Origin of the sequence: Streptomyces sp. NPDC059477, assembly GCF_042749375.1 — a bacterium.
Lineage (GTDB): Bacteria > Actinomycetota > Actinomycetes > Streptomycetales > Streptomycetaceae > Streptomyces.
The window spans coordinates 3,366-17,236 of record NZ_JBHYUG010000021.1 but is presented as its reverse complement, the minus strand read 5'-3'; the positions used below and the strand labels follow the sequence as shown (position 1 = coordinate 17,236).

General features: G+C 73.3%; 11 protein-coding genes. 1 reads left to right on the top strand and 10 read right to left on the bottom strand.

Going from position 1 to position 13,871, the window contains the following annotated elements:
* Positions 1-22 precede the first annotated feature (22 nt).
* The gene (locus ACFXAZ_RS13725; protein ID WP_384589191.1) at positions 23-1,135 is read left to right on the top strand and encodes an acyltransferase family protein; all 1,113 of its coding nucleotides are present in this window, start codon (positions 23-25) and stop codon (positions 1,133-1,135) included.
* On the opposite strand, the gene ACFXAZ_RS13720 is transcribed toward ACFXAZ_RS13725, so the two are convergent.
* The 10 genes from ACFXAZ_RS13720 to ACFXAZ_RS13675 form a co-directional block, all read right to left on the bottom strand.
* A complete protein-coding gene (locus ACFXAZ_RS13720; RefSeq protein WP_384589189.1) occupies positions 1,092-2,324 on the bottom strand; it encodes a lanthionine synthetase LanC family protein in 1,233 nt (410 codons plus the stop codon). The genes ACFXAZ_RS13725 and ACFXAZ_RS13720 overlap by 44 nt on opposite strands.
* A 161-nt stretch (positions 2,325-2,485) precedes the next feature.
* A complete protein-coding gene (locus ACFXAZ_RS13715; RefSeq protein WP_384589186.1) occupies positions 2,486-2,629 on the bottom strand; it encodes a hypothetical protein in 144 nt (47 codons plus the stop codon).
* A 107-nt stretch (positions 2,630-2,736) separates the two neighbouring features.
* Positions 2,737-5,361 carry a lantibiotic dehydratase gene (locus ACFXAZ_RS13710; protein WP_384589183.1) on the bottom strand — a complete coding sequence of 875 codons (2,625 nt, stop codon included), beginning with the start codon at positions 5,359-5,361 and terminating at the stop codon, positions 2,737-2,739.
* Positions 5,362-5,450: 89 nt separating this feature from the next.
* Positions 5,451-6,470, bottom strand: coding sequence for a thiopeptide-type bacteriocin biosynthesis protein (locus ACFXAZ_RS13705; RefSeq protein ID WP_384589181.1), 1,020 nt, complete (start codon positions 6,468-6,470; stop codon positions 5,451-5,453).
* A 345-nt stretch (positions 6,471-6,815) separates the two neighbouring features.
* Complete coding sequence (locus tag ACFXAZ_RS13700; RefSeq protein WP_384589178.1) at positions 6,816-8,114, bottom strand: cytochrome P450; 1,299 nt, start codon at positions 8,112-8,114, stop codon at positions 6,816-6,818.
* Positions 8,111-9,460 (bottom strand): hypothetical protein, encoded by a 1,350-nt coding sequence (locus tag ACFXAZ_RS13695; RefSeq protein WP_384589175.1) that lies wholly within the window; start codon positions 9,458-9,460, stop codon positions 8,111-8,113. The genes ACFXAZ_RS13700 and ACFXAZ_RS13695 overlap by 4 nt, the downstream gene beginning before the upstream one ends.
* A gap of 8 nt (positions 9,461-9,468) precedes the next feature.
* Complete coding sequence (locus ACFXAZ_RS13690; protein ID WP_384589172.1) at positions 9,469-10,779, bottom strand: glutamine synthetase family protein; 1,311 nt, start codon at positions 10,777-10,779, stop codon at positions 9,469-9,471.
* Positions 10,776-12,293, bottom strand: a complete 1,518-nt coding sequence (locus ACFXAZ_RS13685) for an APC family permease (RefSeq protein ID WP_384589169.1) — start codon at positions 12,291-12,293, stop codon at positions 10,776-10,778. Before ACFXAZ_RS13685 ends, ACFXAZ_RS13690 begins: the two co-directional genes overlap by 4 nt.
* A 253-nt stretch (positions 12,294-12,546) precedes the next feature.
* On the bottom strand, positions 12,547-12,639 hold the full coding sequence (locus ACFXAZ_RS13680) for a putative leader peptide (RefSeq protein WP_384589166.1): 93 nt from the start codon (positions 12,637-12,639) through the stop codon (positions 12,547-12,549).
* A gap of 140 nt (positions 12,640-12,779) precedes the next feature.
* Positions 12,780-13,742 (bottom strand): Lrp/AsnC family transcriptional regulator, encoded by a 963-nt coding sequence (locus ACFXAZ_RS13675; protein WP_384589164.1) that lies wholly within the window; start codon positions 13,740-13,742, stop codon positions 12,780-12,782.
* Between the last annotated feature and the right edge of the window lie 129 nt (positions 13,743-13,871).

The window sequence follows — 13,871 nt, the reverse complement described above, 5'->3', positions numbered from 1 at the left end:
GTGATCCGGCAAGGCACGGAGGATGTCTCACCTCGACATCACAGCAGTGAACGACGCACGCCCGCAGGGCAGGACCGTACCCGCGCCCCGGCAGGACCGGGATCAGGCCCGGGATCCCTTCTTCGACAACGCCAAGTATCTGGCGATCGTCCTCGTCGTGATGGGACACGCCTGGGAACCCCTGCGGTCGGAGAGCCGCGCGGTCACCGCTCTGTACACGTTCGTCTACGCCTTCCACATGCCGGCGTTCATCGTGATCTCGGGGTATTTCTCGCGGAGCTTCGACGCCAGTCCGGCGAAGGTCAAGCGGCTGGTCACCGGGGTGGTCGTCCCGTATGTCGTGTTCGAGACCGGCTACACACTGTTCACGCGGTGGAGCGATGGTGAGCCCGATCGGGCGGTCAGTCTGCTGGACCCGCTGTATCTGACGTGGTTCCTCGCCGCGCTGTTCGTGTGGAGGCTGACCACACCGATCTGGAAGCGGGTGCGGTGGCCGCTGCCCGTCGCTCTGGTGATCGCGTCGCTGGCCACGCTGTCCCCGGCCATCGGGCAGGATCTGGACCTTCAGCGGGCGTTGCAGTTCCTGCCGTACTTCGTGCTCGGGCTGTCGTTGCGGGCGGAGCACTTCCGGCTGGTACGGCGGCGCGAGGCGCGGATCGTGGCCGTACCGGTGCTGCTGGGCGCCCTCGCTCTCGCCTACTGGGCGGTACCCCGGTGGGACTACGCCTGGCTCTTCCATCACTCCGCCGCACAGGATCTCGGCGTACCCGCGTGGTACGGGCCCCTCATGACCCTCGCCCTCTTCGGCTGCTCCACGCTCCTCGTGGGCTGCTTCCTCGCCTGGGTCCCAGGTCACCGGACCTGGTTCACCGCCCTCGGCGCCGGCACCCTCTACGCCTACCTCTTGCACGGGTTCTTCATCCAGGCCGCCAACCACTGGGACTGGGAACGTCACTCCTGGTTCCATCAGCCGATCGGCGCGTTCACGGTCACGGTCGTGGCCGCCGCCCTCGGTACGGCGCTGTGCACCGCTCCGGTGAGGAGGGTGTTCCGGGGGGTGGTGGAGCCGGGGATGGACTGGGCCTTCCGGGTCAGCGCAGGCCCAGGCACCTCGTCCAGGCCCGCCAAGGGGTGACCCCGGAGGCGGCCTCGGAAGCTGCCCCGGACGTGGCTTCCGTCGTGGCCGTCAGGAGGGCGCAGAGGATGCCCGTCGCTCCGCCCAGCAGGCCCATGTCCTGGGCCGCCAGGGTGGGGAGTTCGTGGAGGTGGGCGGTCAGGTAGGTGGTGAGGCGGGTGCGGAGGGTGGCCGCTCCGGGGTGGTGGGCGTGGTGGTGGAAGGCGTCGGCGACGGCCAGGACGCCCGCGGCGCCGTGGCAGCAGGCGAGGCGGTCGGTGGGCGGGTCGCCGTAGAGGTGGAAGGTCTCGTCGTAGTGGGCGCACAGGGTCGTGAAGGCCGACTCGGCCCACTCGGCCGTTTCCTTGTCGTCCACCGCGTCGGCGGCGTCCCACAGGGCCCAGCAGATGCCCGGGGCGCCATAGCACCAGGCCTGGCGGGCGCGGGCCCCCGGCAGCGGGACATCCTCCAGGCCGGCGCCGTCCCAGCTGCGGATGGCTCGGGCGTCGTCGAAGGACTGAGCCGTCAGCCAGTGGGTGAGGTGGTGGATCGCCCGGGTGAGGCGGGGGGTCGGTGCCGTCTGTCGGACGGTCGCCGTCAGAGCGGTCAGCAGGCCCGCGACGCCGTGACCCATGCCCGTGTTCACCCGGCCCTGGAGCCAGTCCAGTTCGGGGAATCTGTCGTCCTGCCCGGCGCGCAGCCGACGTAGGTCGGGGTCGGAGGCGAGGAGGGCCAGATGGTCGATCTGAGGGAGCGGGGCGGCCTCGGTGTCGGCCAGGAGCAACGCGTGCAGGGTGCCCGCCGGGCCCACGATCAGGTCGTAGTCGGTGATCGTGACCTGGTCCTGGCGGCGGGGCCGCGGGGTGGCCAGGTGGGTGTGCAGCCGGTCGGCGACCGTGTTCAGGGCGGGATGCAGCCGGGCTCCGAAGCGCAGGCCCGCCAACGTTCCGGCCAGGCCGCCGCTGAAGAGACCGTGATGCCCCGAACCGCGTCCGGCCGTACGGGCCCAGGAGGCCACGGCACGGGCGGCGACGGCGGTGGTGGTCTCGTCGTCCGGGTGGGTTCCGGCCAGCAGAGCCGCCAGGGCCGGGACTCCCACGTCGGTGGTGGGAGTGGAGGGTGGGAGGGGATCCGAGTCGTCCGGAGTGCTCGGCTGCCGCTCCCGCGACTGGGTCCACTCCCTCAGGGTCCGGACTGCCAGTGTGGTCACGTCTGCCACTGAGATCGGGGCTGCGGTCGGGTCTGCGGTCGGCATCTGCGCTGTGTCTCCGTGCCGTTCGGGAACTCGGGAGAAACTCGGGAGAAAGTGGAGAGGAAGGGCGGGTGCGCCCGCGGCTGACGGCCCGGCGCACCCGCTGCTCAGCGACGGTGTCAGCAGACGCCGATGATGCTACAGATCACGAGGGTGCAGACGCCGATCGTGCTCGGCGCGGTCTCCGCCAGCTCGGTGTCGGTGATCCGGGTCTCCAGGTCGGTGATGAGGTTGTCGAGTTCGTTCGTGTCGATGGACGGCATGGGGTTTCTCCGTATCTCTGCTGACCCTCCTGGCTCGCCAGGCGGGGTCGGGTGGGTGGTGACCTTCTGGTGGTGCCGACCCCGGTTGGATTCCGGGGCGTTCTGGGTCAGCCGCGCAGGGCGGCTGCTGCCGCGTCGACGAGGGCGTCGAGGGCGTGGGGGGACCTGAGGAGCAGTTGGGCCGCGCTGGACGAGGGGGCGTCGCCGTCGGCATGGGCCTCGTCGCGCAGCAGGTGGTGGCCGGGGGCCGGCAGGGCCTCCTCGATCAGGAAACCGTTCCTGCCGTGCTGGGCGCGGAGCCGGTCGATCGTGCGGAGGGTGGGCAGGGCCGCGAGGTCCACGGGGGTCTGCTGGGGAGGCGGGGGACTCGGGGGACCCGGGGTGGGTGAGGGGTTCGGATCGTGCGCGGGAAGCGGTGGCGTCCGTGGTCGGGCGAAGCCGTGGCGCGGGAGGGCGGTCCTGGCCCGCAGCGCGGCCAGGTGGAGGAGTTTGTCCCGGTCGCTGTCGTCGGGGTGCCACAGGTCCGGGTCCGGGACGCGGTGCGTCCGTGGGCTGACGACCAGGCGTCCGCCGCCGACCGTCAGCCGGGGGACCCGGCGGGCCTCGGGGAAGGCGTCGGCCAGCCCGTCCAGCCGCAGGATCTCGGCCGTACCGGGATGCCGGGCCGTCAGCAGGACGCGCAGGAGCTGGTCGTACGGGGGGACGGGCGACCGGGTCGCGTGGTGGACCGGGACGATACGGCGGCCGTCCGCCTCGGCGATGACCCTGGCTCCCTCGCGGCGCAGGGTGATGCGGTCGAGGGGGAGGTGGCGGGCGCCGGTGAGGCCGGTGGTGCCGTGGTAGGGCGCCGGGTCCGGGTCGCCCGTCCACCAGGAGGTGAGCCGGGGGCGGCGTACCGCGTTGGCGGCCCGTTCGTCCAGCGGCGGGACCAGGACCTCCACGAAGTCGACGTCGGCGGCGCGTTCCACGGCGGCCAGGAAGGCCCGCAGGCGGGAGGTGTTGCCGTAGCCGCCGGTGAGGGTGTCCAGGGTGTCGGCGAACCGGGCGTCCAGGACCCCGGCGGGGGAGGCCGACTCCAGTACGGCGAGGGGTACGGGGCCGGGTCCCGCGTCGGCCGGGGCCAGTGGGCGTACCAGGCAGTCCAGTGGCCAGGGCGGCATCGACTCCTGTGCCTTGGGCGCGCCCAGCGCGTCGAGGAGGGTGTCGTCGATGTCGAACGACTCGTCGTCCAGGTGCCCGCCGAGCAGGTCGAGCAGGTGGGCGTAGCCGGAGCCGGGGGTGCGGGCGGGGGGCCAGCCGTCGTACAGGGTCTGTCTGAGCTGCGGCGGCGCCGGGTGGGGGGTGTCCGGCGCCGCCTCCGCGTCGGTCTCGTCCGTGCGGAAGGTGAGGGGGGCGAGGAAGGCGAGCAGGGGGCGGGGCTCGGCGTCCAGACCGGGAAGGGGGGCGGGGAGGTCGGCGGGGTCGGGGAGGTCGGCCTTTCTGAGGGCGGCCAGGCGGGCGGCCGTGCGCAGGCCCGCGTGGATGACGTCGGTCGCCTCGGCGGACACCGTGAGGGGACGGCGGCCAGGGGTCTCCGCGCGGCGGTAGGAGTCCAGGAACCAGTCGGCGGGGACGGCCGCCGCGCCGCCGGGCCACGGGGTGGGGTGGGGCAGGGCGGTGCCGGGGGCGGTCCAGCCGCTGTGGACCCGGCGGGGCGGGGCGCAGGTCTCCAGTACGCCGAGCCGGTGGAGGTGGGCGAGGAAGCCCCGTAGCGCGCGTCCGGCGGGCTCGGCGCGGTCGCCGGTCAGGCCGCCCAGCAGGTCGGTCACGATCTCGCCGAGGGGTCGGGGCCCCGCGGTGAGGCGGGCCAGCACGGCGTCCAGGGCCTGGGTGCGGACGACGTCGATCCGGCGCAGGGTGCCGGGGCGGGCCGGGTCGAGGACCGCGCAGCAGAGGTGGCCGCCGGCGGTGCTGTCCCCGGCGTCGTCCAGGGGCGTGAAGTGGAGCGGGGCCGGGGCGATCACGGTCGTGGCGTCGGCGGTGGTGAGGTCGAGGGCGCCGAGCCGGGTGCGCAGGGTGTGGACGTTGTGGGAGACCTCGGCGGCCATGGCGGTGAGCCGGGAGCCGGGGGCGAGGAGAAGAGGGTGGGGGGAGTGTGCCGGGGTGATCGGTACGGGGGCGATCTGGCCCACCCAGTCGCGCGGGGTGGTCTTCATCGCGGCGCGGGCCAGCGCCCGCCACAGGAAGGTGCAGTTCTTGCGCAGCCGCGGGCTCGACCAGCGCTCCCCGCGGGCCAGCCGGCGCTCGGCGGTCGCCGTGAGTTCGGGGGCGGTGCTGTCGAGGAACACCCGCATGACGGGGTGGGTGCGCGCCAGGTCCCAGCAGAGTTCACCGACCCGCTCCCACTCCTGCTCGGTGGCGGTGCCCAGTGCCTCGTACTCCTCACTGAGCGCGCGGTCCGCCTCGTACAGGTCCTGGCACCGCTGCCGTACAAGCGGCGGTACCTCGGGGGTCTCCGTCAGGAGGCGGCGGTCGGCGGTGTCCGGGGCGGCTCCGGAGTGGAGGCGGCGGCGCAGGGCCAGGACGGCTCCGCGGGGCGGGCTGCCCGGGGGGAGGTGGGGTACGACGGTGGTGCCGAGGAGGTCGGCCAGGGTCCGGGCCCGGTCGGCGAGTTCGCGGCGGGCGCGGTGGTGGGCGGCGGCCCGGTCGAACAGGTGGGGGTTGCCTGCGGCGGCCCAGGCGGTGGCGGGCATTCCGGCGACCCGGAGAAGGGCGGTGGGATGGGGGTCCGTACAGGAACCGCTACCGGGGCCGGTACAGCTGTCGTCCGTCATGGTGCCGCTCACCCCACGGCCTGGTGATCGGTACGGGGAGCAGCCCCTGACGCCTCCTGCGTGTGGCCGCCCTCGCTCACCAGGGCCCGGGTGAGGAGTTTCTGGAGGGCCGCCGAGAAGCGGGCCCGGTTCCAGTGGAAGATCACGCAGTACGCGGCGGCCCGGCGTGGTCCGGTCACCTCCGCGGCGCCGGAGTCGAAGTGGTCCGTGCGCCAGCTGAGCGCGGCGCGGTGGATCGCGGCCCGGTGCAGGTCCACGGAGGTGCGCAGGGGTTCGGGCAGGTGGGAGGTCAGCCGGGCGTGGTCCAGGCGCCACAGGTGCTGGATGCCGGCCATCGCGCGGGAGACTCCGCTCTGCCTGGCGGCCTCACCGAGGTCGCGGCCCGCCTCGCGCTGGAGGGTCTCCCAGACGCCCCGGTGTTCCCAGCCGATGATGCCGAGGCCGTCCAGGAGATCACGCAGCAGGGTCAGGGAATAGCGCCAGTCGGTGAGGGCGGCGGTGGGCGGGTCGGCGTGGTGGTGCAGCCAGGCCAGGGAATCGGCGGTGAAGAGGGTGTGCACCCACGGGAGTGCTTCGGGGCCGCCGAAGAGATAGGACTCGGGTTCATAGACCCCGTGTTGCGGAATGCCGAAGATTTCGGGGTGGGCGGCCATGCGCCGGGTCACCAGGTGCTGGAGTTCGGCCCGGCCCTGCGGAGTGGGGGCCTGGAAACGGACCCGCATTCCCGGGGGTTTGTGCATGAAGAAGAAATTGGTGGCCAATCCGGAGTTCAGCGCCTCCGAGGCGATCTCGTCCAGCCGGGCGTAGATCGCGGGGAAGGTCTGGGCGGTCGGGGTGATGTTCATCTGCACCCAGCCGGCGCCGACGTGGTCCGCGTGCAGGGCGGTCAGCCCGGCCGTGAGGAATCGCCGCCGGGCTTCCCGGTATCCGGCACGGTCGGCGGAGAGCGGAACCGATCCGTCCGATCCGGGCTCCGCTTCCCTCGCGTCCAGCAGGCAGTCGGCGAGAAAACGGTCCAGAGGAATCATTCGCGCCCCACCTCCTTTCTCGCCCGTCTTGTCTCTTCACGAGTTTCCCCGTGAATCAACGGACTCAAAAGCGCGAATTTTGGTCACACCGACCCAAATTCGCCGGGTTATCCGCTCCCTAAAACTCCGTGAGTATCTTCATATTTGCGTCCGGCCGCATTTAAAAGAAGCGAAATCACTTGCAAGGAAATTTCACTTCTTGGGCAGGAAAGAAAACCGAGAACATCCCGCCCGCCCCAGGAAGGGAAATCCGCACCACCCACGAGAACCGCCCCCACGGACCCCCGGCGCCCCACCCGAACCCCCCGCCACCCGCACGGACCGCCCGCCCCGGCCACTTCTCGCCTACGCCCGCCGGAACCCGCTCACCCGCACCGGAAGGGACTTGAGCCCGTTCGTGAAGTTGGAGCGGACCCGGCGGGCCGGGCCGTCGGCGTGCAGGGTGACCCCGAGGGCGAGGAACTCCTCCAGCACCAGGCGGATCTCCACCCTGGCCAGGTGTTCGCCCAGGCAGCGGTGCGGGCCGCCCCGGCCGAAGGCGAGGTGCGGGTTGGGATCGCGGGTGATGTCGAAGTCGTACGGCGCCCGGAAGACGTTCTCGTCCCGGTTGGCCGACGTGTACCAGATCACCACCTTGTCGCCCGCCCGGATATGACGGCCCCGCAGCTCGGTGTCACGGGTCGCCGTGCGGCGGAAGTGGTGCAGGGGCGTGGTCCAGCGGAGGATCTCCTCCACCGCGCGGTCGAGATCCGCGCCCGCCCGCAGCAGCTCCCACTGGGCGGGGTGGGCCACCAGCGCCTGGATGCCCAGGGACAGCGCCGAGCGGGTGGTCTCGTTGCCCGCCACCAGCAGCAGCAGGAACATCGCCTGGAACTCGGCCTCGGTCAGCGGCAGTCCGTCGATACGCGCCTGGCCCAGCCGGGTCACCACATCGTCCTGGGGGTGCTCGGCGCGGTCGGCCCGCAGCGCCCTGGCGTACGCGTGCATCTCCAGGGCGGCCGGGCTGCGGAAGGGCAGCAGCCGGTAGCGGTCGGACTCGGGGCTGTCGGGCTGGATCTCGCTGAGGTCGGGGTCGGTGTTGGCGATCAGCCGGTCGCTCAGCTCGACCATGCGGGGCTCGTCGGCGGCGGGCACGCCCAGCATCCGGCACAGCACCCGGATCGGGACGGCCGTCGCCAGGTCGTCCACCGCGTCGAAGGTCCCCCGGGCCAGCGCGCCGCGCACCAGCGGCCGGATCACCTCACGGAGCTGCTCCTCGTGGCGCAGGGCCTGGCGACGGGTGAAGTCGGCGACCAGGGTGCGGCGCAGGGCGGTGTGCCGGGGCGGGTCCATGTCCAGCAGGGACTTACGGGCCGCGAGGGCGTCCGGCGCCAGATCCTCCAGGGCGGTCGCGCCGGTCTCGGAGGAGTAGGTGGCGGTGTCCCGGGACACCGCCATCACGTCGTCGTGGCGCAGCACCGCCCAGAAGCCGGGGCCGTTCGGCTCGGGGTGCCAGTGCACCGGGTCGGCGCGGCGCAGCAGGTCGAAGTCGGCGTAGGGGACGGCCTCGGCGTAACGGTCGTTGTCGATCAGGTCGACGTGGGACAGATCGACGTGGGTCACGTCGACCGCGCTCGGACTCGCTCCCGTCCGCGGCAGGCTCACCGGTGCCACCTCTCCACATGCTCCCGGACATGGACGGGCAGCGCCTCGGCCGGGTAATAGGTGTCGTAGAAGTCGGTGTCCAGGTGGTGCGCCTGGTACCAGACGGTGGTCAGGAACGGGTCGATGGTGGCGGGGAAGCGCCCGTAGTGGTCCCAGACATAGCGGGTCCAGGTCTTCACCGCCGCGATGGCCTCCTCGGAGGGGCGCGGGATCCGGGAGACCAGGGACGGGTCCTTCCAGGGGGTGGGGCCACCCCCGGTGAAGGCGCCGCGGTCGCCCCAGCGCAGGCCGACCACGAAGTCGACGGCGTCCTCGATGGTCGCGTGGTACGGGGGTACGGCCCCCTCGAACACCCCGTCCAGGCCGACCGGGATCTCCTCCCCCGCCCCGACCGGCGCCCAGTCCGGCACCCGGTGGAAGCGGAAGCCCAGCCCGCCGGCGGGTCCCTCGCCGCCGATGGCGTGCCACTGGGGTGTGCCGCCCATGGTGACCCGGCCCTTGCCGCCGTTGAACGGGTGCCCGCCCAGGCCGAGCGCCTGCGTCGCCGTCATCAGGTTGGCCACCACCAGGCCGGATTCGACGCCGTTCGCGTCGACCATCTGCCAGCGCTCGAAGTCGGCGAGGTCGACCGGGTGGGTGGGGTCCAGCAGACCGGAGTCGACGTAGGGGCGCAGCGGGTCGTTGCCGAGCCGTTCGTCGATCAGGTAGTAGCCGTGCGGGCGGTCGAAGTAGAGCAGCAGGGCGGAGATGCACTGCCGGGTCAGGTCGGCGATGGGGATGAACAGGGTGGTGCCGGGGAGGTTGATGTTCTGCCGGTTGAAGGCGAACAGGTTGGGGCGGCGGCGGGGGATGTCCAGCCGTCCGTCCGTCAGCCGCACGGCGTGCGTGAGCCAGTGGCGGTGGTCGTCGGTGCTCTGGTTCTGGACGTAGGCGTCCGGGGCGCGGTCCCGCTGCGGGATGACGTACGTGCCCTCGTCGTTGGTCCAGAAGACCTCCGTGGAGTGGTTGGCCAGCGGGCTCGGGTACGTGCGCCCGGTGAAGCCCGCCAGCTTGTCGCCGCCGGTCGGGCGGCCCTCCTCGTCCAGGAAGGACCACTCCTCACGGACCACGCCGGTGATCCCGGACGCGGCGGCGACGAGCACCGCCTCCTCGTCCGCGCTCAGCGGCAGCGGCGGGTGCGCGGAGCGGTGGGCGAGCGGTCCGGTGAGGGTGCCGCCGAGCGGGAAGCGGCGGGCGCGCCGCTCGAAGACGGCCCGCAGGGCGGGGAACCGGGCCGCTTCACCGAGCAGCCCGGACGGGCCCGGGGTGGGAGGGGTGGGAGGGGTGGGAGGGGTGGGATCGTTCATGCGGCGGCTCACAGGTTCCTCAGATAGCGGTCGGTCTCCCAGGCGGTGACCTCGGTGGTGTAGGCGTGCCACTCGGAGTCGGCGAGCGCCGTGGAGTCCCGTACGAAGTCCTCGCCGAGCAGCGCGGTCAGGCGGGTGTCGGCGCGGGCGGCGGCGGTGGCGTCGGCGAGCGTGCCGGGGAGCAGCTTGGCGGGCTCACCGGGGAGTCCGGGGGCGGGCAGGTCCAGGCCGTCCTCCAGGCCCGCGACCACGGCCGCGAGCGCCGCGGCCAGCGCGATGTACGGATTGGCGTCGGCGCCGGGGGTGCGCAGTTCGACCCGGCTGGACCCCGGGGTGTCCACCAGTGAGCGCACGGCGACCGAGCGGTCGTCGCCGCCCCAGTCGGCGCGGTGGGGCGCGAAGCCGCCGGGTTCGAAGCGCTTGTACGAGTTGACGGTCGGGGCCCCGTAGAAGGTGACGGCGGGCAGATGCCGTACCAGCCCTCCCACGGCGGCCCGCGCGGCCTTGCTCTCGGCGCCCGCCTCCGGGGCGAACGCGGGGCGTCCGTCCTGCCACAGGGAGAGGTGGATGTGGGCGGAGCTGCCGGACTGGCCGCCCAGCGGCTTGGCCATGAAGGTGGCCAGCAGGCCCTCGCGGCGGGCGAGTTCACGGACCGCGTAGCGCAGCCGGAAGGCGTCGTCGGCCGCGGTGAGCGCGTCCTGGTGGGCGAGGTTCAGCTCCGCCTGGCCGGGCCCGTACTCGGTCAGCACGCTCTCGATGGGCACGTACGCGGTCAGCTCGTCGGTGAACCGGGAGAGCAGCGGGTCGAGTTCGTTGGCCAGCTCCAGGGAGTAGGCGTGCAGGCCCTGGGAGAGGGGGGTGCCGTCGGGGTGGAGGAGGTAGACCTCCAGTTCCAGGGCGGCACGGGCGGTGTAGCCCAGCCGGGCGAGGTGCTCCAGGGTGCGGCGCAGCAGGGCGCGGGGGGTGGTCGGGGAGGGGGCGCCGTCGTGGCCGTGGATGTCGGACAGCAGCTGTCCGGCGCCGGGGCGCCAGGGCAGGGGGCGGTAGGTGGCCGGGTCCGGTACGGCGTAGGCGTCCGGGTAGCCGCGGTCGGGGGCGCCCAGGGAGGCGGCGGGCTGGACCTCGCCGGCCGCGTTCCAGGCGAGCGAGCCGTCGCAGAAGCCGATGCCGCGTCCGGCGGTGGCCTGCGGGTAGCGGGCGGCGGGGAGCCGCTTGCCCTGGACCCGTCCGTAGGGGTCGGACCAGGCGATCTCCAGCTCGCGCAGGGCGGGGTCGGCGAGGGCGGTTTCGAGGGTGGGGTATGGCTGCTGCGGGGTCATGCGGACTGCTCCTGGTCCTTGGGGTCCCTGGAGTCCTTGGAAAGGTCGCTCACGGGGCTGGCCGGGGTGTCGGGGGTGCTCTCGTCGGCGCTGAGGATGTGGGTGCCCAGGGCGTGGGCGCGGGACGGGTCGCGGCGCAGCAGGGTCAGGTACCAGGCGAGGCCGGCCAGGACCAGGGCGGCGAAGGTGTACGGCAGGACGTTCACCGGCCAGGCGGGCACCGGCACCAGGTTCTTGTAGAGGACGTACGCGATGGCCAGCACGGCGAGCGCGCTGACGACGACCGCAGCCGCGCCGAGCTGACGGCGGCGGCGCAGATGCAGCGGGAGCGCGAGGGCGACCAGCAGATAGGCGAGCAGGTAGCCGAAGGTGCCGAAGGCGGCGGTCCAGGCGTAGACGTCCAGGGTGCCGCTGCCGGTGGCGATCAGCACCAGGGGCAGCAGACCGGCGATGCCGCCGAGGAGGTACAGGGCCAGGTGCGGGGTGCGGTGGGTGGGGTGGATCCGGCCGAGCGGGCCGGGCAGTACGCCTTCCCGGCTGAGGTTGTACAGGCTGCGCGCGGCGGCGTTGACGCTGGCCGAGGCGCAGGCGATGGCGGAGATGAGGATGCCCGCGTTGAGGAGGGGGGACAGCCAGCCGACGCCGGAGGCGCGGGCCAGTTCGTTGAGCGGGGCGCCGGAGGTGGCGAGGGCGGCGTCGGTGTCGTAGCCGAGCACCTGGACGTAGGTGCTGAGCACGTAGAGCACCCCGGCGCCGACGACCGTGCCGATGATGGCTCTGGGGACCGCGCGGAACGGGTCGCGGGACTCGGCGCCGAGCGATCCCGCCGACTCGAAGCCCACGAAGACGGCGACCGCGAGGACCGCGCCCAGCATGACGGTGTTGAGGTCGACGCCGCGCGCGGTGAACTGGGCGGTGTCCAGGCGGAACCCGAAGTGGGCCACGACGGCGCCCAGCGCGACCAGGATGACCAGCAGGGACACCGCCTCGACGACGATCCCGACGCGGGCGGAGAGCCGTACGCCGCGCACCGGCAGGACGGCCGCCGCGATGGTGGCCGGCACGAGCAGCGCGAGCTGGGCGCCGGTGCCGGTGGCGGGTATGCCGACGGAGTCCAGCAGCGCGCCGAGGTAGACGGCGGCTCCGACGAGGCAGGCGGCGGCGATCCCGACGTACCCGATGACGATGCCCCAGCCGGTGACGAAGGCGGGTCCGCGGCCGAGGCCGAGGGAGACATAGCTGTACAGCGAGCCGGCGCTGGCCGCGCGCCGCGCGAACTGGGCGACGACCCAGGCCACGAGCAGCGCGATGGCCGTCCCGACGGCGGTGGACCAGAGGGAGCCGCTTCCGGCGGTGAGGTAGATCGCGGGGATGGTGCCGCCGATGGCGATGCTGGGCCCGGTGGCCGCGAGCGACTGCCCGAAGACCTCCAGCGGGGAGAGGGCGCCGGAGGCGAGACCGGGGGAGCCGGGGGAGGCCGGAGCGGATGAATGGGCAGGGGTGTCGACAGACATGGGCGTGTTCCAGGGTCCGTGAAGGAAGCGCGAGGGACGCGAGAGGGCGGAGGGGCGCGGCGGCAGCGCGAGGGGCGTGCGGCGGCGGGGCGCGGCGGGTGCGCCGGGGAGGAGCGGGGGCGTGGGACGTACGACGGGACGCGCGGGCGTTTCGGACGTTCAGTAGGCCGGAACGTCAGTACGCCGGAACGTCCTACACCGGGACGTCAGCACATGGGGACGCCACCGGGACGCCCATGGGGGCGTCAGGACGTCAGCGCGCGCAGCGACAACAGCCGGCGCTCGCGACGCGACACAGGTCGACTTCGCGGCGCTCGGTCAGGACGGCGGCGGGATGGGTCTCCACGGCGTCGATGCTAGGCGGGACGGAAAAATCCCGTCAAGACCAGCATGAGAGATCTCGACATCCGGATACCAAGATTGAGTCAAGTAGACGCTTGACCCGACCCCTGAGAGTCAAGAGGACGCTACGCACCGCTCAGATGATCAAGGGCGATCAAGCCCGACGGCACCGCCACGGCGTAGCGACTCCACCACCAGCGTGGCCCGCACCTGGTCCACGTCCTGCGCCCACCCGGCGTCGACCAGGAACCGCTGGAGTTCCCCGCGGGAGCGGTGGGCGGTGTTCACCAGGAGCGGGAAGTCACCGGCGAGGGTGGCGAGATAGCGCACCGACGCCAGCCGCAGCAGCCGCTGCGCGGTGCGTTCCAGCGCGGCGGGCCGCACCCGTACCCACAGCAGTCCCTCGACCGGGAAGCCGAGGTCGGCCGGGTCGACGACGGCCCGGATGGCGAGCCGGGCGGTGCTCTGGAGCGCTTCGAGCCGCCGCCCGGCGGTCGCCTTGGACACCCCCGCGAGGGCGGCGAGTTCCTCCAGGGTGAGCCGTCCGTCGCGGGCGAGGGCGCGCAGGATGGCCCGCTCGTCCGAGGTGCGGTCGGCGGGGGCCGGGGTGGGACCCTGCACCGGCACCGCGTCGGGCTCCAGGGCGGCGGCCTCCTCGGGGGTGAGCAGGCCGGGGCGCCATTCGCGGGCGGTGCGGTAGTAGTGCAGTACGGGGGCGGTGGCGATGGCGGCGACGCCGGGCAGGGCGGGCAGTTCCTCGCCGGTGAGGTCGGCGAGCCGGGACGCCGGGCACTGCAACTCGGCCACCACGTCGTCGGTGCCGGTGACCCGGCAGCTGAACACGGCGTCCTCGCGGGCGGCGAGCGCCCGTCCGGCCTCGGCGGCCCGCCCCGGCCGGCAGCGCAGCCGTACGACGACGGTCTCGGCGAAGTTCTCCAGCCCGACCACCCGGACCAGCCCGCTCTCCAGCAGCCGGGTCCCGCGCCGGGCGACGGTCCGCTCCCCCTCGCCGAGCGCCTGCGCGACCGAACGCCACGAGGCCCGGCCGTTCACCTGGAGGGCCGCGGTGACCCGCAGATCCAGTGGGTCCATGTGGGGGTGGGGCATCGGTCCAGTACAGCAGAAGGGTGGGGGCGGGGGGGGGGGGGGGGGGGTGTGGTGGAAGCCCCCCCCCCCCCCCCCCCCCCCCCCCCCCCGCCCCCCCCCCCGCCCAACCCCCCCCCCCCCCCCCCCCCC

Coding starts and splice junctions, on each gene's coding strand:
- ACFXAZ_RS13725 (WP_384589191.1), top strand. CDS start 23: ATGTCTCACCTCGACATCACAGCAGTGAACGACGCACGCCCGCAGGGC.
- ACFXAZ_RS13715 (WP_384589186.1), bottom strand. CDS start 2,629: ATGCCGTCCATCGACACGAACGAACTCGACAACCTCATCACCGACCTG.
- ACFXAZ_RS13710 (WP_384589183.1), bottom strand. CDS start 5,361: ATGCCCGCCACCGCCTGGGCCGCCGCAGGCAACCCCCACCTGTTCGAC.
- ACFXAZ_RS13705 (WP_384589181.1), bottom strand. CDS start 6,470: ATGATTCCTCTGGACCGTTTTCTCGCCGACTGCCTGCTGGACGCGAGG.
- ACFXAZ_RS13695 (WP_384589175.1), bottom strand. CDS start 9,460: ATGAACGATCCCACCCCTCCCACCCCTCCCACCCCTCCCACCCCGGGC.
- ACFXAZ_RS13690 (WP_384589172.1), bottom strand. CDS start 10,779: ATGACCCCGCAGCAGCCATACCCCACCCTCGAAACCGCCCTCGCCGAC.
- ACFXAZ_RS13685 (WP_384589169.1), bottom strand. CDS start 12,293: ATGTCTGTCGACACCCCTGCCCATTCATCCGCTCCGGCCTCCCCCGGC.
- ACFXAZ_RS13675 (WP_384589164.1), bottom strand. CDS start 13,742: ATGCCCCACCCCCACATGGACCCACTGGATCTGCGGGTCACCGCGGCC.